Annotated in this window: 11 protein-coding genes and 1 tRNA gene; 3 read left to right on the top strand and 9 right to left on the bottom strand. The window is 61.7% G+C overall.

Going from position 1 to position 16,617, the window contains the following annotated elements; all coding sequences use genetic code 11:
* Nucleotides 1–41 precede the first annotated feature (41 nt).
* The 3 genes from ACMYR2_RS17800 to ACMYR2_RS17790 all read right to left on the bottom strand — a co-directional run bounded on the left by ACMYR2_RS17800 (nucleotide 42) and on the right by ACMYR2_RS17790 (nucleotide 7,406).
* A complete protein-coding gene (locus tag ACMYR2_RS17800; protein WP_347264413.1) occupies nucleotides 42–1,496 on the bottom strand; it encodes a glutamate synthase subunit beta in 1,455 nt (484 codons plus the stop codon).
* A gap of 187 nt (nucleotides 1,497–1,683) precedes the next feature.
* A complete protein-coding gene (gene gltB, locus ACMYR2_RS17795; RefSeq protein WP_416193420.1) occupies nucleotides 1,684–6,444 on the bottom strand; it encodes a glutamate synthase large subunit in 4,761 nt (1,586 codons plus the stop codon).
* 500 nt (nucleotides 6,445–6,944) lie between these two features.
* Nucleotides 6,945–7,406: an Hsp20 family protein gene (locus tag ACMYR2_RS17790; RefSeq protein ID WP_347264411.1), complete on the bottom strand. Its 462-nt coding sequence runs from the start codon at nucleotides 7,404–7,406 to the stop codon at nucleotides 6,945–6,947.
* A 213-nt stretch (nucleotides 7,407–7,619) separates the two neighbouring features.
* On the opposite strand from ACMYR2_RS17790, the gene ACMYR2_RS17785 reads away from it, so the two are divergent.
* A complete protein-coding gene (locus ACMYR2_RS17785; RefSeq protein ID WP_347264410.1) occupies nucleotides 7,620–8,564 on the top strand; it encodes an alpha/beta hydrolase in 945 nt (314 codons plus the stop codon).
* Nucleotides 8,565–8,674: 110 nt separating this feature from the next.
* Here ACMYR2_RS17785 and hisN read toward each other — a convergent pair whose 3' ends face one another.
* Together hisN and ACMYR2_RS17775 are read right to left on the bottom strand one after the other, a co-directional pair.
* Nucleotides 8,675–9,460 carry a histidinol-phosphatase gene (hisN, locus tag ACMYR2_RS17780; RefSeq protein WP_347264409.1) on the bottom strand — a complete coding sequence of 262 codons (786 nt, stop codon included), beginning with the start codon at nucleotides 9,458–9,460 and terminating at the stop codon, nucleotides 8,675–8,677.
* A gap of 700 nt (nucleotides 9,461–10,160) precedes the next feature.
* Nucleotides 10,161–11,048, bottom strand: a complete 888-nt coding sequence (locus ACMYR2_RS17775) for an N-formylglutamate amidohydrolase (protein ID WP_347264408.1) — start codon at nucleotides 11,046–11,048, stop codon at nucleotides 10,161–10,163.
* Between the two features lie 174 nt (nucleotides 11,049–11,222).
* Here ACMYR2_RS17775 and cpdR point away from each other — a divergent pair, with 174 nt between their 5' ends.
* Complete coding sequence (gene cpdR, locus ACMYR2_RS17770) at nucleotides 11,223–11,582, top strand: cell cycle two-component system response regulator CpdR (RefSeq protein WP_009797255.1); 360 nt, start codon at nucleotides 11,223–11,225, stop codon at nucleotides 11,580–11,582.
* A 72-nt stretch (nucleotides 11,583–11,654) separates the two neighbouring features.
* Nucleotides 11,655–11,729, top strand: a tRNA-Val gene (locus tag ACMYR2_RS17765).
* A gap of 181 nt (nucleotides 11,730–11,910) precedes the next feature.
* Here the strand turns inward: ACMYR2_RS17765 and ACMYR2_RS17760 are convergent.
* From ACMYR2_RS17760 to ACMYR2_RS17745, 4 genes are all read right to left on the bottom strand, one after another.
* Entirely contained in the window at nucleotides 11,911–13,569 is a 1,659-nt protein-coding gene (locus tag ACMYR2_RS17760) for a recombinase family protein (protein WP_297534680.1), read from the bottom strand.
* The gene (locus ACMYR2_RS17755) at nucleotides 13,566–14,021 is read right to left on the bottom strand and encodes a DUF2924 domain-containing protein (RefSeq protein ID WP_297534679.1); all 456 of its coding nucleotides are present in this window, start codon (nucleotides 14,019–14,021) and stop codon (nucleotides 13,566–13,568) included. The genes ACMYR2_RS17760 and ACMYR2_RS17755 overlap by 4 nt, the downstream gene beginning before the upstream one ends.
* Nucleotides 14,022–14,082: 61 nt before the next feature.
* The gene (locus ACMYR2_RS17750; protein ID WP_416193419.1) at nucleotides 14,083–14,493 is read right to left on the bottom strand and encodes a DUF3489 domain-containing protein; all 411 of its coding nucleotides are present in this window, start codon (nucleotides 14,491–14,493) and stop codon (nucleotides 14,083–14,085) included.
* 211 nt (nucleotides 14,494–14,704) lie between these two features.
* Nucleotides 14,705–16,327 (bottom strand): recombinase family protein, encoded by a 1,623-nt coding sequence (locus tag ACMYR2_RS17745; protein ID WP_416194130.1) that lies wholly within the window; start codon nucleotides 16,325–16,327, stop codon nucleotides 14,705–14,707.
* Nucleotides 16,328–16,617 lie beyond the last annotated feature (290 nt).

The raw sequence follows: 16,617 nt of genomic DNA, 5'->3' as shown, positions 1-16,617 counted from the left end.
GGCCGTAGATTTGCGGCGCGGCGGAGCCACGCCGCGCGGCTTCATAACGGCAGCGTGGTCGATCCCATCAGCATCTGATCGATGGCGCGGGCACACAGGCGTCCCTCGCGGATCGCCCACACGACCAGTGACTGGCCGCGACGCATGTCGCCGGCCGAGAACACTTTCGGGAGCGAGGTTTGAAAATCCTGCGTATTGGCGCGGACGTTGCCGCGCTGGTCGAGGTCGAGGCCGAGCGTCTTGAGAAGACCCTCCTGCACCGGATGCACGAAGCCCATCGCCAGCAGCACGAGATCGGCTTCCAACGCGAATTCGGTGCCTGCGATCGGCTGAAACCGGCCATCGACACGTACGCAGTGCAGTTTGGTCACCTTGCCGTCGATGCCGGAGAATTTCTGTGTCAGCACCGCATAGTCGCGCCTGGCGCCCTCGGCCTGGCTCGATGACGTGCGCATCTTCAGCGGCCAGTTCGGCCAGGTCAGCGCCTTGTTCTCATGCTCCGGTGGCGCCGACATGATTTCGAGCTGGGTCACCGACTTCGCGCCCTGCCGGAACGAGGTGCCGATGCAGTCCGAGCCGGTGTCGCCGCCGCCGATCACCACCACGTTCTTGCCGGTCGCGAGGATGTCCGGCACATCGAACGTCTCGTTGCCGTTGCGGCGATTCTGCTGCGGCAGGAAATCCATCGCGAAGTGAATGCCGTCGAGATCGCGGCCGGGGATCGGCAGATCGCGCGGGGATTCCGCGCCGCCGGTCAGAGCCACCGCGTCATGGTCTCGGACGAGTTGCGCCGGATCGATCGCGCCCGTTGTGTTCCCCCCGACCGGCTTGCCGTAGTGGAAGATCACGCCTTCGGCCTGCATTTGCTCCAGGCGGCGGTCGATGATGTGCTTTTCCATCTTGAAGTCGGGAATGCCGTAGCGCAGCAGGCCGCCGGCCTTGGCGTTCTTCTCGTAGACATGCACCTCATGGCCGACGCGCGCGAGTTGCTGCGCGCAGGCGAGCCCGGCGGGACCGGAGCCGACCACGGCGACTTTCCTGCCGGTTTTTTGCGCCGCGACCAGCGGCTTCAGCCAGCCGTTGTCCCAGGCGCGATCGACGATGGCGCATTCGATCGTCTTGATGGTGACCGGGTTGTCATCGATGTTCAGCGTGCAGGAGGCCTCGCATGGCGCCGGGCAGATGCGGCCGGTGAACTCCGGGAAGTTGTTGGTGGAGTGCAGCGTTCGCGAGGCTTCTTCCCAGTTGCCCTGATAGACGAGATCGTTGAAGTCCGGGATCTGGTTGTTGACCGGACAGCCGGGCGTGCCGGGCTGAACCGAACCGGTGCCGTGACAATAGGGAATGCCGCAGTTCATGCAGCGCGCGGCCTGATCGCGCGTTTCCTTCTCGCTGAGCGGGATCACGAACTCCTTGAAGTTCGTCACCCGCTCCTCGACCGGCGCATATTTGCGGTCGTGCCGCTCGATTTCCAGAAACCCCGTGATCTTGCCCATCGGACCCTGATGCCCTTGAATCTGCTTTTGTCCGTCATTGCGAGGAGCGAAGCGACGGCGCAATCCGGCTTTCGCTTGCCGCTCCGGATTGCTTCGTTCCGCCCGCAATGACGACTAAGTCGTCCATGCTTTGCCACCCGTCGAGATCAGCGCGAGGCGCGCGTCCTTCAGGATGACGGTATTCGTATTACGCTCCGATCGCGATCTTCGGTTCGGCGTCCGCGTTGGTCTTCATTTCCTTCAGCGCACGGCGGTATTCAACCGGCATCACCTTGCGGAATTTCGGCAGGTAAGCCTTCCAGTTCGCAAGAATATCGGCGGCGCGTCTGGACCCGGCAAGCCTGGCGTGGCGCGTGATCAGCACGTGCAGCCGTTCGACATCGGATTCCAGCAGGTTCTGGAACACGTCGACGCGCCCGTGCGCCTCGAGGTCGCCGCTGTGATGATAGGTGCCGGCATTGATCATCTCTTCCGATAGCACCGGCTCCAGATCGACCATCGCGAGGTTGCACAGCTTTGAAAAATCGCCGGTCTCGTCGAGCACGTAGGCGACGCCGCCTGACATACCGGCCGCGAAGTTGCGCCCGGTCTTGCCCAGCACGACGACGATGCCGCCGGTCATGTATTCGCAGCAGTGATCGCCGGCACCCTCGACGACGGCGACCGCGCCGGAGTTGCGCACCGCGAAGCGCTCGCCGGCGATGCCGCGAAAGTAGCACTCGCCTTCGATCGCGCCGTACATCACGGTATTGCCGACGATGATCGATTCTTCCGGCACGATGCCGGAATCCGCCGGCGGCCGCACGATGATTCGTCCGCCGGAAAGGCCCTTGCCGACATAGTCGTTGCCTTCACCCTCAAGGTCGAAGGTGATGCCGCGCCCGAGCCATGCTCCGAACGCCTGACCGGCTGTGCCCTTGAAATGGACCTGGATGGTGTCGAGCGGCAGGCCGGCATGGCCGTAGATCTTCGCGACGGTGCCTGACAGCATCGCGCCGGCCGAGCGGTCGGTGTTGTTGATGCCGGCCTCGATCGTCACCGGGGCGCCGCGATCGAGCGCGGGCTTTGCCTGCGCGATCAGCTTGCGGTCCAGCACGTTGTCGAGGTGATGGTCCTGCGTCTCGGCGTGATGGATCTTCTGGTCCGGCGCTTCCTTCTGCCGGTAGAACAGCTTCGAGAAGTCGAGCCCCTTGGCCTTCCAGTGCGTCACCAGCGCGGTCTGGTCCAGCATCTGCACCTGACCGATCATCTCGTTGAATGTGCGATAGCCGAGTTGCGCCATGATCTCGCGCACTTCCTCGGCGACGAAGAAGAAATAGTTGATGACGTGCTCGGGCTGGCCGGTGAAGCGCCTGCGCAGCACCGGATCCTGGGTCGCGACGCCGACCGGACAGGTGTTGAGGTGGCATTTGCGCATCATGATGCAGCCGGCGGCAATCAGCGGCGCGGTGGCGAAACCGAATTCGTCGGCGCCGAGCAGCGCGCCGATCACAACGTCGCGGCCGGTGCGGAAGCCGCCGTCGACCTGGACGGCGACGCGCGCGCGCAGCTTCTCCCGCACCAGCGTCTGGTGGGTTTCGGCAAGCCCGATCTCCCAGGGCGAGCCCGCGTGCTTGATCGAGGTCAGCGGCGAGGCGCCGGTGCCGCCCTCGAAGCCGGCGATGGTGACGTGGTCGGCGCGGGCCTTGGCGACGCCGGCGGCGACCGTGCCGACGCCGATCTCGGAGACCAGCTTCACCGAAACCAGGCTCTCCGGGTTGACGTTCTTCAGGTCGTAGATGAGCTGGGCGAGATCCTCGATCGAGTAGATGTCGTGATGCGGCGGCGGCGAGATCAGGCCGACGCCGGGCGTCGAATGGCGCACGCGGGCGATGGTCGCGTTGACCTTGTGGCCGGGCAATTGTCCGCCCTCGCCGGGCTTTGCGCCCTGCGCCATCTTGATCTGAATCATGTCGGAGTTGACCAGATACTCCGTGGTGACGCCGAAGCGCCCCGAGGCGACCTGCTTGATCGCCGAGCGCATCGAGTCGCCGTTCGGCATCGGCTTGAAGCGGTCGGCCTCCTCGCCTCCCTCGCCGGTATTCGACTTGCCGCCGATCCGGTTCATCGCGATCGCGAGCGTGGTGTGAGCTTCGCGCGAGATGGAGCCGAAGCTCATGGCGCCGGTCGCAAAGCGCTTGACGATCTCCTTCGCCGGCTCGACCTCCTCAACGGGGACGGGCTTGCGCCGGTCGTCTTCCGCGGCCTTGAAGCGGAACAGGCCGCGCAGCGTCAGCAGCCGCTCGGACTGTTCGTTGAGGATCTTCGCGAAGGCGCGATAGCGTTCCTGCGAGTTGCCGCGCACGGCGTGCTGCAGGTTGGATACCGACTCGGCGGTCCAGGCGTGATCCTCGCCGCGGGTGCGATAGGCGTATTCGCCGCCGACATCGAGCGCGGACTTGTAGATCTGGATGTCGCCGAACGCGTCCGCATGGCGCCGCACGGTTTCTTCCGCGATCTCCGTCAGGCCGACGCCCTCGATGCGGCTATGCGTGCCGGCGAAATACTTCGCGATGAAGTCGGCCTTCAGTCCGATAGCGTCGAAGATCTGCGCGCCGCAATACGACTGATAGGTCGAGATGCCCATCTTCGACATCACCTTGAGCAGGCCCTTGCCGATCGACTTGATGTAGCGCTTGACGATTTCCTTGTCGTCGAGGCTGCCCGGCAGGCGCTCCTTCATCGCGATGATGGTCTCGAACGCCAGGTAAGGATTGATCGCCTCGGCGCCGTAACCGGCGAGGCAGGCGAAGTGGTGCACTTCCCGCGGTTCGCCGGATTCGACGACGAGGCCGACCGAGGTGCGCAGGCCGACGCGGATCAGATGATGATGCACGGCGGCGCAGGCGAGCAGCGAGGGAATCGGAATCCGGTCGACACCCATCATGCGGTCGGACAGGATGATGATGTTGACGCCTTCCCGCACCGCGGCTTCCGCGCATGCGCAGAGTTCGTCGAGAACCTGCTCCAGTCCGGCCGGGCCGATGCTGGCCTGGAAAGTGATGTCGAGGGTGCGCGAGACGAAGTGCGATTCGGCGACATCGGAGATCGAGCGGATCTTTTCGAGGTCGGCGTCGGTCAGGATCGGCTGCCGTACTTCGAGCCGCTTGGTCGAGGCGAGACCTTCCAGATCGAACAGGTTCGGCCGCGGTCCGATGATCGAGACCAGGCTCATCACCAGTTCTTCGCGAATGGGATCGATCGGCGGGTTGGTGACCTGCGCGAAGTTCTGCTTGAAATAGGTGAAAAGCTGCTTCGGACGGTCCGAAAGCGCCGAAAGCGGCGTGTCGTTGCCCATCGAGCCCGAGGCTTCCTCGCCGATGGAGGCCATCGGCGTCATCAGGATGTTGATGTCTTCCTGCGAGTAGCCGAAGGCCCGCTGGCGATCCAGCAACGGCAGGTTGGAGCGTGTCGCCCTGGCCGGCGCGTCCGGCAGGTTCTCGACCTGGACCTGGGTGCGGCCGAGCCATTCCCGATACGGATGGCTGTCCGCCAGCGTGGCCTTGATCTCGTCGTCGGGGATGAGACGGCCCTGCTCGAGATCGACCAGCAGCATCTTGCCGGGCTGGAGCCGCCACTTGGTGACGATCTGGTCTTCCGGAATCTTGAGCACGCCCATCTCGGACGCCATCAGGATGCGGTCGTCGCGGGTCACGAGATAGCGCGCCGGACGCAGGCCGTTGCGGTCGAGCGTGGCGCCGATCTGGCGGCCGTCGGTGAAGGCGAGCGCCGCCGGACCGTCCCACGGCTCCATCAGCGCCGCATGATATTCGTAGAAGGCGCGTCGCTGCTCATCCATCAGGGGATTGCCCGCCCACGCCTCGGGGATCATCATCATCACCGCATGCGCCAGCGAATAGCCGCCCTGCACCAGGAATTCGAGGCTGTTGTCGAAGCAGGCCGTGTCGGACTGGCCTTCGTAGGAGATCGGCCACAGCCGGCTGATGTCCTTGCCGTACAGATCGGAATGCACCGACGCCTGCCGCGCCGCCATCCAGTTGACGTTGCCGCGCAGCGTGTTGATCTCGCCGTTGTGCGCGACCATCCGATAGGGATGGGCGAGCGACCAGGCGGGGAAGGTGTTGGTGGAGAAGCGCTGATGCACCAGCGCCAGGGCTGATTCGAAATCCGGCTCGTGCAGGTCGGGGTAGTAGGCGCCGAGCTGGTCGGCGAGAAACATGCCCTTGTAGATCACGGTGCGGCATGACAGCGATACCGGATAGTAGCCGGAAAGGCCGCGCTCGCGCCGCTCAAAAATCGCCTGCGAGATCGACTTGCGCAGGATGTAGAGCCTGCGCTCGAACTCGTCCTCGGTCGCGGCCGTGCCGTTGCGGCCGATGAACACCTGCATGTTGGCGGGTTCGGTCGGCTTGACGGTTTCACCGAGCGAGGAGTTGTCGGTGGGCACCTCGCGCCAGCCGAGCAGGGTCAGCCCCTCGGCCTTGATCTGATCGGCGATGATGCTCCGGATGATTTCGCGCCAGGCGGTCTCGCGCGGCATGAACAGCGCGCCGACGGCGTATTCGCCGGGCTTCGGCAGCGTGAAGCCGAGTTCCTTCGCCTTGCGCGCGAAAAACACGTGCGGAATCTGCACGAGGATGCCGGCTCCGTCTCCGGAGCGCGGATCGGCGCCGACCGCGCCGCGATGTTCGAGGTTGCAGAGAATGCTGATCGCGTCGGAGACGATCTGATGCGACTTCCTGCCCTTGATGTTGGCGATGAAACCGACGCCGCAGGAATCCCTTTCCAGCGCGGGGTCATAGAAGCCCTCCGCCGGCGGCCGCCAGGTGTGCTCATGAGTCTGTTCAGGGCCTGCGTGCGGACGTGCGGGTTCAAACGGTTTCGCGGCCGACTCCGCTGCCGGTGAATGAGGCCCGATGGTCTCCCGCTCGAACGATGGCCCGCTCATCTCAGTCCTTTCCCGGCCAGGATGTGATATCCCGCAAATTTCCGCGTCTTCGGCGCACCCTTCGGGGGGGGCGGCCGTGGCCACCCCGATCGACAACCTCCGGGTTGACAATCTCGGGTTGACAACCCAGGGGCCACCCTTCGCAAGTCGCGATCCGAAGCCGCGATCCGAAGTTTTGAGAATTCGAGCCTAGCTACCTGACGTCCGCGGGGACAGCGAGCCTGTCATGCCCTGACCGGACATCAGACGCCTGCATACGCGGCAATACCTCGGTGCCAAGCCGACCTTCAAATTAAGACAGCTTTGCTGTCCTAACCCTCACATTGCCAAATTTTTCTCTATCATACAAGCGCCGGGGAGTCGCTGATGGCGTGGAAATTATGCCCAAAACGCGACTGCGGTGAAATTGATCAAACCTGACCGGTCTCGCTCTCCGGGCACGGCTCGGCAAAAAGCGCCCCGGCGGAACCGGGGCGCTTTTCTCGCTCGAAAAGTCCGGATCAGGCGGCCGCCTTCTCGACAGCCGGTGCGGCTGCCGTGCCGACCGCGATCGGAATGCTGCGGGGCTTCTTGGCCTCCGGAATCTCGCGAACGAGATCCACATGCAGCAACCCATTCTCCAGCGAGGCGTCCTTCACCTGTACGTAATCAGCCAGCTGGAAGGCGCGCTCGAAGGCTCGGGCCGCGATGCCGCGATACAGCACCTCGGCTTTTTCCTTGCCGTTCTCATTGGCGACCTTCTCGCCCTTGATCGTCAGCGTGTTTTCCCTGGCGACGATCGAGAGCTCGTTCGGCGCGAATCCCGAGACGGCGACGCTGATACGATACGCGTTATCGCCGGTGCGCTCGATGTTGTAGGGCGGATAGCCCGGCGCGTCGCCGTTGACCTGGTCGAGCAGGTTGAAGAGACGGTCGAAGCCGACGGTGGAACGATAAAACGGGGTGAGATCGAAAGTACGCATGGTTCAGTCCTCCATTGAGCGACATCTTCAAAGAACCCGCCCGCCAATCGGGCCGGGCTTTCGTTTGGGTGCAGCCTGATTGATCCCTTCGGGACCACTGGTAGCGGCCTGCACGAAAATGATATGGAGGACGTTCAGGCACGTTCAAGAGGCGGGACACGGCTGCTTCCAGGCGATCCGCTCTTTCAGGTTTCCCCTCCAGCCGGTTCGGTCATGAAGCTGGTTTCAATCCCCGCAAATCCGGTTCCGGAGAATTGCGTCAGCGGCACCGTGAGAACCTCCGACGGGGTCGATTTACGTTTCGCGCGGTGGCCGTCGCCGCAAGGGCGCAAGGGAACCGTCTGCCTGTTCACCGGGCGCGGTGAGCAGATCGAAAAGTATTTCGAGACCGTGCGCGATTTACGCGACCGCGGTTTTGCGGTGGCGATGATCGACTGGCGGGGGCAAGGACATTCGTCGCGCCAGTTGCCGGATCCGCGCAAGGGCCATGTGCGCCATTTTTCCGATTACGAGAATGACGTTAGCGCGTTCGTCAGGCAGGTCGTGCTGCCGGATTGCCCGCCGCCCTACTTCGCACTGGCGCATTCAATGGGGGGCGCTGTGCTGCTGCGGGTGGCGCGCGCCGGCAATCGCTGGTTCGACCGCATGGTGCTGTCGGCGCCGATGATCGACCTGCCGGGACGTCGCAACTCGCTCCCGGTGCGTACGCTGCTGCGTGCGATGCGACTGTTGGGGCAGGGCGGCCGCTACGTGCCCGGCGGGAACGCCCGGATCACCGGCATGGGCAGTTTCGCGGGCAACTTCCTGACCAGCGATCCCGTGCGGTTCGCCCGCAATGTCGCGATTTTGCAGGAAGACCCGACGCTGGGAATCGCGTCTCCGACGGTGGCATGGGCCGACACCGCCTTCCAGACCATGCACGATTTTCGCGATGCAGGTTATCCGGCGCGGATTCGTCAGCCGCTGCTGTTGATCGCGGCCGGCAGCGACGCCGTCGTCTCCACTTCGGCCATCGAGCAGTTCGCCTGTCGTCTGCGCAGCGGGCTGCACCTCGTCATCACCGGATCGAAGCATGAAATCCTGCAGGAACAGGATCGCTACCGCGCCCAGTTCTGGGCGGCCTTCGACGCCTTCGTGCCCGGCACGCCGCTGTTCTAGAGCTTTTCCGCTTCTGATCCGATTAAGTTGATATCGGACCACGCTCTGGATTTATTGTCTGGTCGCATTTTATTGTGGCGAACAGGTCATCCACTTCGCCGGAAAATGCTCTAACCATTCAGCCGCTTCAGCGCGGCCTCGTGGACGCGGCGGTCGCCGGCGGCGACGACGCGGCCGCCGCCCTGGGCCGGCTCGCCCTCCCACGTCGTGATCACGCCGCCGGCCCCGGTGATGATCGGTATCAAAGCCGCGATGTCATAGGGTTTCAGCTCCGTCTCGATGACGAGATCGAGATGGCCCGCGGCCAGCATGCAGTAGGAATAGCAGTCGCCGCCATAGCGGGTCAGCCGTACCTCGGCTTCGACCTTGCCGAATGCGGCGCGATCGTCGGGATTCATCAGGAGAGGACTGGTCGTGAACGAGGTCGCCTCCCGCAGCGACGGGCATCGCCGCACCGCGAGTTTGCGTCCCTGCGACGGTCCCCGGTAGCGCGAGGAGCGATTGTCGCCGCTGAACCTTTCGCCGATATAGGGTTGGTGCATCATGCCGAACACCGGCGTTCCGCGATGCAGCAGCGCGATCAGCGTGCCCCAGATCGGAAAGCCCGCGATGAAGGATTTGGTGCCGTCGATGGGATCCAGCATCCAGACATATTCGGCGTTTTCGTTCTGATTGCCGAATTCCTCGCCGACGATGCCGTGCTCGGGAAAGCTCGCCTGGATCATCCGGCGCATCACCGCCTCGGCCGCCCGATCGGCCTCCGTCACCGGATCGAAGTCGCGGCTGGCGCTCTTGTTCTCGACGTCGAGAAGAGACGTTCTGAAAAACGGCAGGATCGTTTCGCCCGACGCCGTCGCGAGACGGTCGATAAAGGCGGTAAAGTCAATCACCGTCACGCTATACCTCACCGGGTAATGTTCGTTGCGCCCCGAAAGTCTGTTTCAACTGCGTTGAATCGGACTCGTCGCTTATCTTTTTGTTTGAGCATGATCTTCTCCGAAAACCGGTTTCCACTTTGCGCTGGCGCGGCCCTTCGGGTCGGGATCATGCTCTAGCATTCTCGCCTCTGGTTGGATCAGAAGCGAAGCCCGAGTTCGTGTTCTGACGCGTTTTCCTCACGCGAACCGGTGTCCAATTCGCGCGAAAACGCTCTATACACGTCCGGATCGGATATCGCACCGTCTGCCATCCCGTCACGGTGCAGTTTTCCCGTGCTCGAATCATTCGCGGGCGTTGGGCTGCATCCTTGGACTGCATCAGCGCGGATCGGACGCGACCCGCCCATGAGGGGCGGAGGCGGGGAAAATCTCGATAAAACAGCGTTAAGTATTTGAATTTGTATGATAAAGCAGCTGTTGAGGCGTCGCTTGATGAGCGGACCGGACAATAGATAAACGATTAAATTACTTCTATTTGCGGGGAGTTAGCCCGAAAATCCCTTGCATTTTGTGCAGCGCGGTTACATATTGTGCGCTGCGGTAGCCGTCGCGCTATCGCTGCCCTCCTTGGGCGTTTCCTCCCTAGACTTGGGTCGCTTGTTCGACGGGCGACCCTTTTTCTTTTTCTTTGCCGCATTTCAGACCGTTGGCCGGGCGCCTACTCCGCGGCGGCGCGGAAGGGGCCGAGATCGTCCAGGGGGATCGCGGCCAGGGCATTGGCGAGCGTCAGGAAATCCGTGGCAACCTGGTTGAAGCGGGGGCCACGCTCGCGTCGCCGTTCATCCATATAGACCGCCCGGTTGAGTTCGAGTTGAACCGCGTGCAGTCCGCTGGCTGGGTTGCCGTAATGTTCGGTGATGAATCCGCCCGCGTAGGGCTTGTTGCGGGTGACCGAGTAGCCGAGGCTTCTCAACAGATCGTCGATGATGTTCGGAATCTGCGGCGCGCAACTGGTTTCATAGCGATCACCGATCACGATGTCCGACCGCCTCGGCTCCTCCGGCGCGATGCCGGTCGATGGCATCGAATGGCAGTCCACGAGGATGACGGTTCCGAACATCTGATGCGCCTTATAGATCAGCCGTCGCAGCGCGCGGTGATAGGGTTTGTAGAGCTGTTCGATCCGGCCCAGCGCATCCTCCACGCTGAGGCGCTCGCGATATATTTCCTCGCCGTCGCCGACCACGCGCGGGATGGTGCCGAGACCGCCCGCGACGCGCATCGAGCGCGTATTGGCGAAGCTCGGCAGCCGCCCGGTGAACATTCGGGGATCGAGTTCGTAAGGTTCGCGGTTCACGTCGACGTAGGAACGGGGAAAATTGACCCGGACCACCGGAAAACCGGCATCGGTCAAGCCACCGATCAGTTCATCCATGAACGAATCTTCCGACCGGCGCAGGCCGGCGAGATCGATTCGCGATGCGGACAGGAATTGCTCCGGATAGATCGAACCGGAATGCGGGGAGTTGAAGATGATGGGGGATCGCCATGTCGCCGGCTCTGCGATCTCGAAAGGAGGCGGTTGGTCACCGTCAAACTGGCTCATCGCCGGCGTCATCCTTGCGCAGCCGTCCGCCGGACACCTCCGGACAGGCGTTTCTGAACCTGTATTGTCGATAATCGCAACCCTTCTGCCAAGCCCCAGTTAGCCTTCACTCCAAATTTACCAGATATGGATTATATAAAAGACTACTTATCCAGCCGGGCCCCAATGACCTCCATGCACAAGATCCTCCTCGCCGAAGACGACAACGACATGCGCCGATTTCTGGTCAAGGCGCTGGAAAACGCCGGTTTCAAGGTGTCGTCCTATGACAACGGCCTCTCAGCCTATCAGAGGCTGCGCGAGGAGCCCTTTGAAATGCTTCTCACCGATATCGTCATGCCGGAAATGGACGGCATCGAGCTGGCGCGCCGCGCTTCCGAGCTCGATCCCGACATCAAGATCATGTTTATCACCGGCTTCGCGGCCGTCGCGCTGAATTCCGATTCCGAAGCGCCCAAGAACGCAAAGGTGTTGTCCAAGCCGGTGCATCTGCGTGAATTGGTCAGCGAAGTGAATAAGATGCTGGCGGCTTGATTCAGGCCGCCGCTGATCCTTGCCTGTCGGCGCGGGAGCCGATATAGGACCGGCGACCCTGTGGACGTTTTCGGGCGCGTAGCTCAGCGGGAGAGCACTACCTTGACATGGTAGGGGTCACAGGTTCGATCCCTGTCGCGCCCACCACCCAGTCTGTTATTTTTCACATTTCCAGAGACTGACGCAAAAGCCCCGCTGTTGGCGGGCTTTTGCGCATTTTGATCTGCGGAGGCGCGGTCTCTGTGACCCGTCGGGCGTGGTTTTGGGGCTCTGTCTCCGTGGCGCAATTTCCCGTTCCTGGGAATTGGGCGGGTGGAATGAGACGCGGTTATTGGCTGGCGGAATCGGGAGCGCCCGCCGGTGCCAAGCCGAGGCGCGTCATCTGCTGTGACCATTCAGCCGGCGCATCGCGGAGGGTGGCGACACCGATCCCGCGCGGGAATCGTCCTTCAACGGCTGCGGTCACAAGGGCCGGTGCAAGGAAGGCGAGCGAGATGGTCATATTGATGTGTCGGGTGCTGCAATGTTGGCGGGCGGCAAGGCTTTCGATGGTCTCGCGGCCGTCGACGATCTCCTGAAGCCAGAGACGGCCGCGGCCGATCGATCGGATCAGAGCCGACCGGCGTTCGGCCTTCATGGGCCGAGCGCGATGCTCTGGCGTATTCGCCGGCAGTAGGATCTTCCGGACGGGCCTTGATGGCTTCTTCCAGGGCACGACGACGGTGCGCGAGGTGAGGGCGGGTTGTTCAGCCGAATCCGGATCGTGGTGGTTACCGGTCCGCTGAATATCGTTTTCGCCAGACCTTAGATGAATGGCCAACTGGTTCTTGCGAACTTCAATCCGGGTGACGAACCGCTCAAGGGTTTCTCGAGACAACGTTTCGTTCGAAAGCGATTCATCTATGTCCGTGTTGGCAGTGACCGCCTTGGAGATCGTGACCTCGATCTCTGACGCAGGCACGCGGGTGACAAAGCCGACGGGTTCATCCGTCTGACCCCGGATGCAGGGCGCGGAGACGTAATAGCGATGCCGAACGCGGTCCCGACTGGCGTAGGTCAAGATCATGCGATGACCCGCGTCATCAAACAGCAGTCCGGCAAGGAGGGCCCGGGTTCGAATACGTGTCGTCGTGCGATGGGACCACTGTTCGGTCAGCCTTTGCTGAACGGCCTCAAACAGTGTGCGGTCGAGCAGGGCAGGTTGCGATCCTGGCAGAATCTCGCCCTTGAACTTGACTTCGCCAAGGTAAAACCTGTTCCGCAGCATGTAAAACAACGGTCCCTGCGTGAACGGCACACCGCCTCGCGTTCCGCCTGACGCCAGCTGCCGGACCTTGGACCTAAAACCTCGCTCCTTCAGGTCCTTGACGAGACGGTTGACGCTGCCGAGCTCCAGATAGCGCTGAAAGATCAGCCGAACGATCTTGGCCTCTTCCTCGTGAATATGAAGCTGACCATCCTTGAGGATGTAACCAAGCGGAACCATGCCGCCGACCCATAACCCCTTGCGTTTGGAAGCTGCGATCTTGTCGCGGATACGTTCGGACGTGACCTCTCGTTCGAACTGGGCAAAGGACAGGAGAACGTTGAGGGTCAGGCGTCCCATGGATGTGGTGGTGTTGAATTGCTGGGTCACCGAGACAAATGACACACCATGGGCATCGAACAATTCGACCAGCTTGGCGAAGTCGGCCAGAGAGCGGGTCAGCCGGTCTACCTTGTAGACGACGATGATGTGGATCCGATGGGCCGCGACATCCGCCAGCAACCGCTGCAGGGCAGGGCGATCGGTCGATCCGCCAGAGAAGCCGCCATCATCATATCGCGCCTTGACCAGCGTCCAGCCTGCATGCGCCTGGCTTCGGATATAGGCTTGGGACGCATCATACTGGGCATCCAGCGAATTGAACTCCTGATCAAGGCCGGTGTCCGTAGACACCCTGGTATAGATCGCGCACCGGACGACCCGGTTGTCGGCCGGCTTCATGTTCGTACCCCCTTGCCGTTTCCGGCACGCAAACCAAAAAAGCGCGGTCCATTCCAGTTTGTGCCGGTGATCGCGAACGCAATCCCCGACAGGCTGTCGAAGGTCTTGCCCTCAAAAGCGAAGCCGCCTTCGACGGCCATCACCCGATGAAGCTGCCCGTTCCATTCCCGGGTTAGAACAGTGCCGGGCACCATGGCTTGCTTGCGCTGATCCTGTGCCGATACCAATGGCAAAACCTCACTCAAAGACCGCACGGTAGCCGCACGCTTCAGAAGTTGCACCGTCGCAGCATCGAGATCCCCAAGTGCATCGGCCTGGATGCGGTAGGCAAGGATGCCGAACAGCAGATGCTTCGGCAGGTGTTCCGGGGCCGACCGCCCCATCACACTCTGCCAGCGGCGCTGTAGGCCGATCAGATCGAGACTGCGCAGATGCGCAATCTCCTCTTTCATTGACAAGCGCACAAGCCTTCGACCGATAGGCTTTCGCGACCCTGGACTTCGCGCCATGGTATCAGGCCGCGGTCTTGTCAGGCTTCGATCTAGTCAACGCGGCAGATGCGGCGTTTCCAGTGACTTTGTAGATCCGACCGGCTTCAGTAGCTTCCGATATCAACGTCAGCTTGAGCTTCTTTCGTATGACACCAGCGAAGAAGCCACGCACCGAATGCTGCTGCCAATTCGTCGCCTGCATTATGTCGCCGATCATTGCGCCCTCGGGCTTCATCAGCATCTCGATGACCCGGGCTTGCTTGCTGCCAGCACGATGCCGCGTCGGTTGATCCAAAGGCCGAGCCGGTGCTGAGCTGCTCTTCTTGACGGGTGCAGCCTTAACGGCCTTGGTCGACGTACGGTGCGCCGACTTTGCGCGCCCGAGCGCTATCGCTGATCGAGATGCAGTCTTGCGGGATTGTGCTTTTGCCATGTGACGTCTCCGGTTGCGGCAGCATCATCGCTGCCACCACCGAAGCCCCGTCACGCGAACACACCGACGGGGCAAGCTGTTCAGTGGCCGAAGGAGGCACTCAACGCGCCGACAGTAACGCTCTAATCGCCCGGCAATGCCAGTGGTTTCTGAGCAATCTTGTTGCTCGTTTCTCGGATCGGTGCTGGGTGTGAATGGTCACAGGCGAGCATCAGACTACGACTGTGGGGGGGCAGGAGTTCGAATCTCTTCGGGCGCGCCACTTGGTACTCATCTGCGAACGTAGTTCCGGCCCCGTTTGGCTGGCGAGAACGGCCCGTTCCAGCATATCCTTACTGCCCTTGATGCGGATTTGGGCGTCATCCACCTCGATCACGTCGATCAAGGTACGAAGGTAGGCTTTTCGGAAAGGCGTCGAGCCGGTCGTCAGGTTTTCTCGCATGGTCCGTCCAAAGCTCTCAATGAGTTCCGGGTCGATGCGGATATCACCTCTGTGACGGGATGTCGTTGCTTCAAGTGCCGCCTTTGCGCGGTCCCGATCCACTTTTAGTTGGCTCAGTCGTCCCTGCAAAACCTCATCGAGATCGGTAACGCCGTCTTCAACGAGTCTGTAGAGGCGCTTAAGTCGCTCGTCTGCTTCCGCTACCTCGCGCTGAAGCGCCATGATGCGCTTGTTCTCGCTCTCGGCCTTTGCAGCGCGCCGGGCCTTCAGTGAAGACAGCATTACCGCAAGACGTTCTGGCTGAAGCAGACGCTCGACAAGATGTTCGGTGACAAGGCCATCCAACTTGTCCATGCGGATCGAGCGCCCCTTACATGCGGACTTACCTTTTCGGGCACAGGTCGAGCAGGTGTAATAGCGATGAACTGCGCCGGTCGATGATGTCCCGGTGCGAAGCGTCATCGCGCCATGACAGGTCGCACATACCGCGAGGCCTGTGAGAAGAATGGGTCCGGTGGTGAGCCGAGGAGCCACAACCCGCGGGCTGCGGGCTCGCAGTTGGGCTTGAACCTGTTCGAAAACGTGTGGCTCGATGAGGGCAGGAACAGTTATCTTGACGATCTCAGCATCCGGCTTGCGCTGCCGGGTTCGAGAGGAAGTTACATTGAACTGCCACTCGCCGATGTAGACCGTGTTGGTGAGAATCTTGTGAACGCCGGCAACCCCAAAAGTCTGGCCCCGGCGAGTTCGATAACCATTGCGATTGAGCCATTTGACAATTTCCTTGACGCCAAGGCTACCCGAAGTCCCGTCACCGTAAAGGTAGAGTTTGTAGATGAGGCGGACGTATTCCGCTTCGACGGTATCGATCTCCAGTTTCTTCTTGATTTTGGCGCCCCGCTTTTCAGCTTCGATGAGCTTGTAGCCCAACGGAGCCGTGGCGCCATTCCAGAATCCCTGCCGGGCATTTTCCTTCATCGAACGGATGACGTGCTTCGCGTTCTCTCGTGACTGATATTCATCGAACAGCGCAATCACCTTGCGCATCATGGCGTGGACTGGCTCGTTCTCATCGCCGACTGGTTGGGTGATCGAGATCACCCTGACCTTGTGTCGAGCCAGCTTCCGCAGATAGAACTCCTGTTCGAATGCCTCGCGGAAGAAGCGGCTGTAACTGTGTACGATGATGACGTCGAAGGCGTTTTCTCCATCGCAGGCCCGCTCGATCATTTGCTGAAAGATCGGTCGCCGATCGTCGGTCGCAGAAGCGCCGGCTTCGACAAACTCCACAACGGGCTCAAAGCCGTGAGCGCGGCACCAGGATTGCAGTTGATGGCGCTGGTCGGGAATCGACAAATCGTGCTCAGCCTGCCGCCCTGTCGAAACTCGCATGTAAAGAGCTGCCCGAGGCATCGATGGCAGCGTCTGCGTCTTCGCGGCTTTGTGAGCGTTCATGGAAATACCAACTTATGGAGCCGCTATTGTTGCACCCTGGAGGAGCACCGCCAAGGCGCCTAAGAAATTATCGCTCAACCTTTCAGCAAGTCCCCGATCATCTCGCCAAGATAGGTCTCGATGACATCCAGCTCTCGCTCCGTCACCGGAGGAGTTGCAGGCCAACCGTCAATAACTTCCGGGTAGCTCAATGACTCGCGCGGAAGGGAGGCCGCGACAATGCAAGG

This window comes from Nitrobacter sp. TKz-YC01, from assembly GCF_047824785.1.
Taxonomy (GTDB): Bacteria; Pseudomonadota; Alphaproteobacteria; order Rhizobiales; family Xanthobacteraceae; genus Nitrobacter.
This window is presented reverse-complemented; position numbering and strand designations above follow the sequence as displayed.

Excerpts from the sequence above, each read along its gene's own strand:
- ACMYR2_RS17800 (WP_347264413.1), bottom strand. The coding sequence starts at position 1,496 with ATGGGCAAGATCACGGGGTTTCTGGAAATCGAGCGGCACGACCGCAAA.
- gltB (WP_416193420.1), bottom strand. The coding sequence starts at position 6,444 with ATGAGCGGGCCATCGTTCGAGCGGGAGACCATCGGGCCTCATTCACCG.
- ACMYR2_RS17790 (WP_347264411.1), bottom strand. The coding sequence starts at position 7,406 with ATGCGTACTTTCGATCTCACCCCGTTTTATCGTTCCACCGTCGGCTTC.
- ACMYR2_RS17785 (WP_347264410.1), top strand. The coding sequence starts at position 7,620 with ATGAAGCTGGTTTCAATCCCCGCAAATCCGGTTCCGGAGAATTGCGTC.
- ACMYR2_RS17775 (WP_347264408.1), bottom strand. The coding sequence starts at position 11,048 with ATGAGCCAGTTTGACGGTGACCAACCGCCTCCTTTCGAGATCGCAGAG.
- cpdR (WP_009797255.1), top strand. The coding sequence starts at position 11,223 with ATGCACAAGATCCTCCTCGCCGAAGACGACAACGACATGCGCCGATTT.
- ACMYR2_RS17760 (WP_297534680.1), bottom strand. The coding sequence starts at position 13,569 with ATGAAGCCGGCCGACAACCGGGTCGTCCGGTGCGCGATCTATACCAGG.
- ACMYR2_RS17755 (WP_297534679.1), bottom strand. The coding sequence starts at position 14,021 with ATGAAAGAGGAGATTGCGCATCTGCGCAGTCTCGATCTGATCGGCCTA.
- ACMYR2_RS17750 (WP_416193419.1), bottom strand. The coding sequence starts at position 14,493 with ATGGCAAAAGCACAATCCCGCAAGACTGCATCTCGATCAGCGATAGCG.
- ACMYR2_RS17745 (WP_416194130.1), bottom strand. The coding sequence starts at position 16,327 with ATGCGAGTTTCGACAGGGCGGCAGGCTGAGCACGATTTGTCGATTCCC.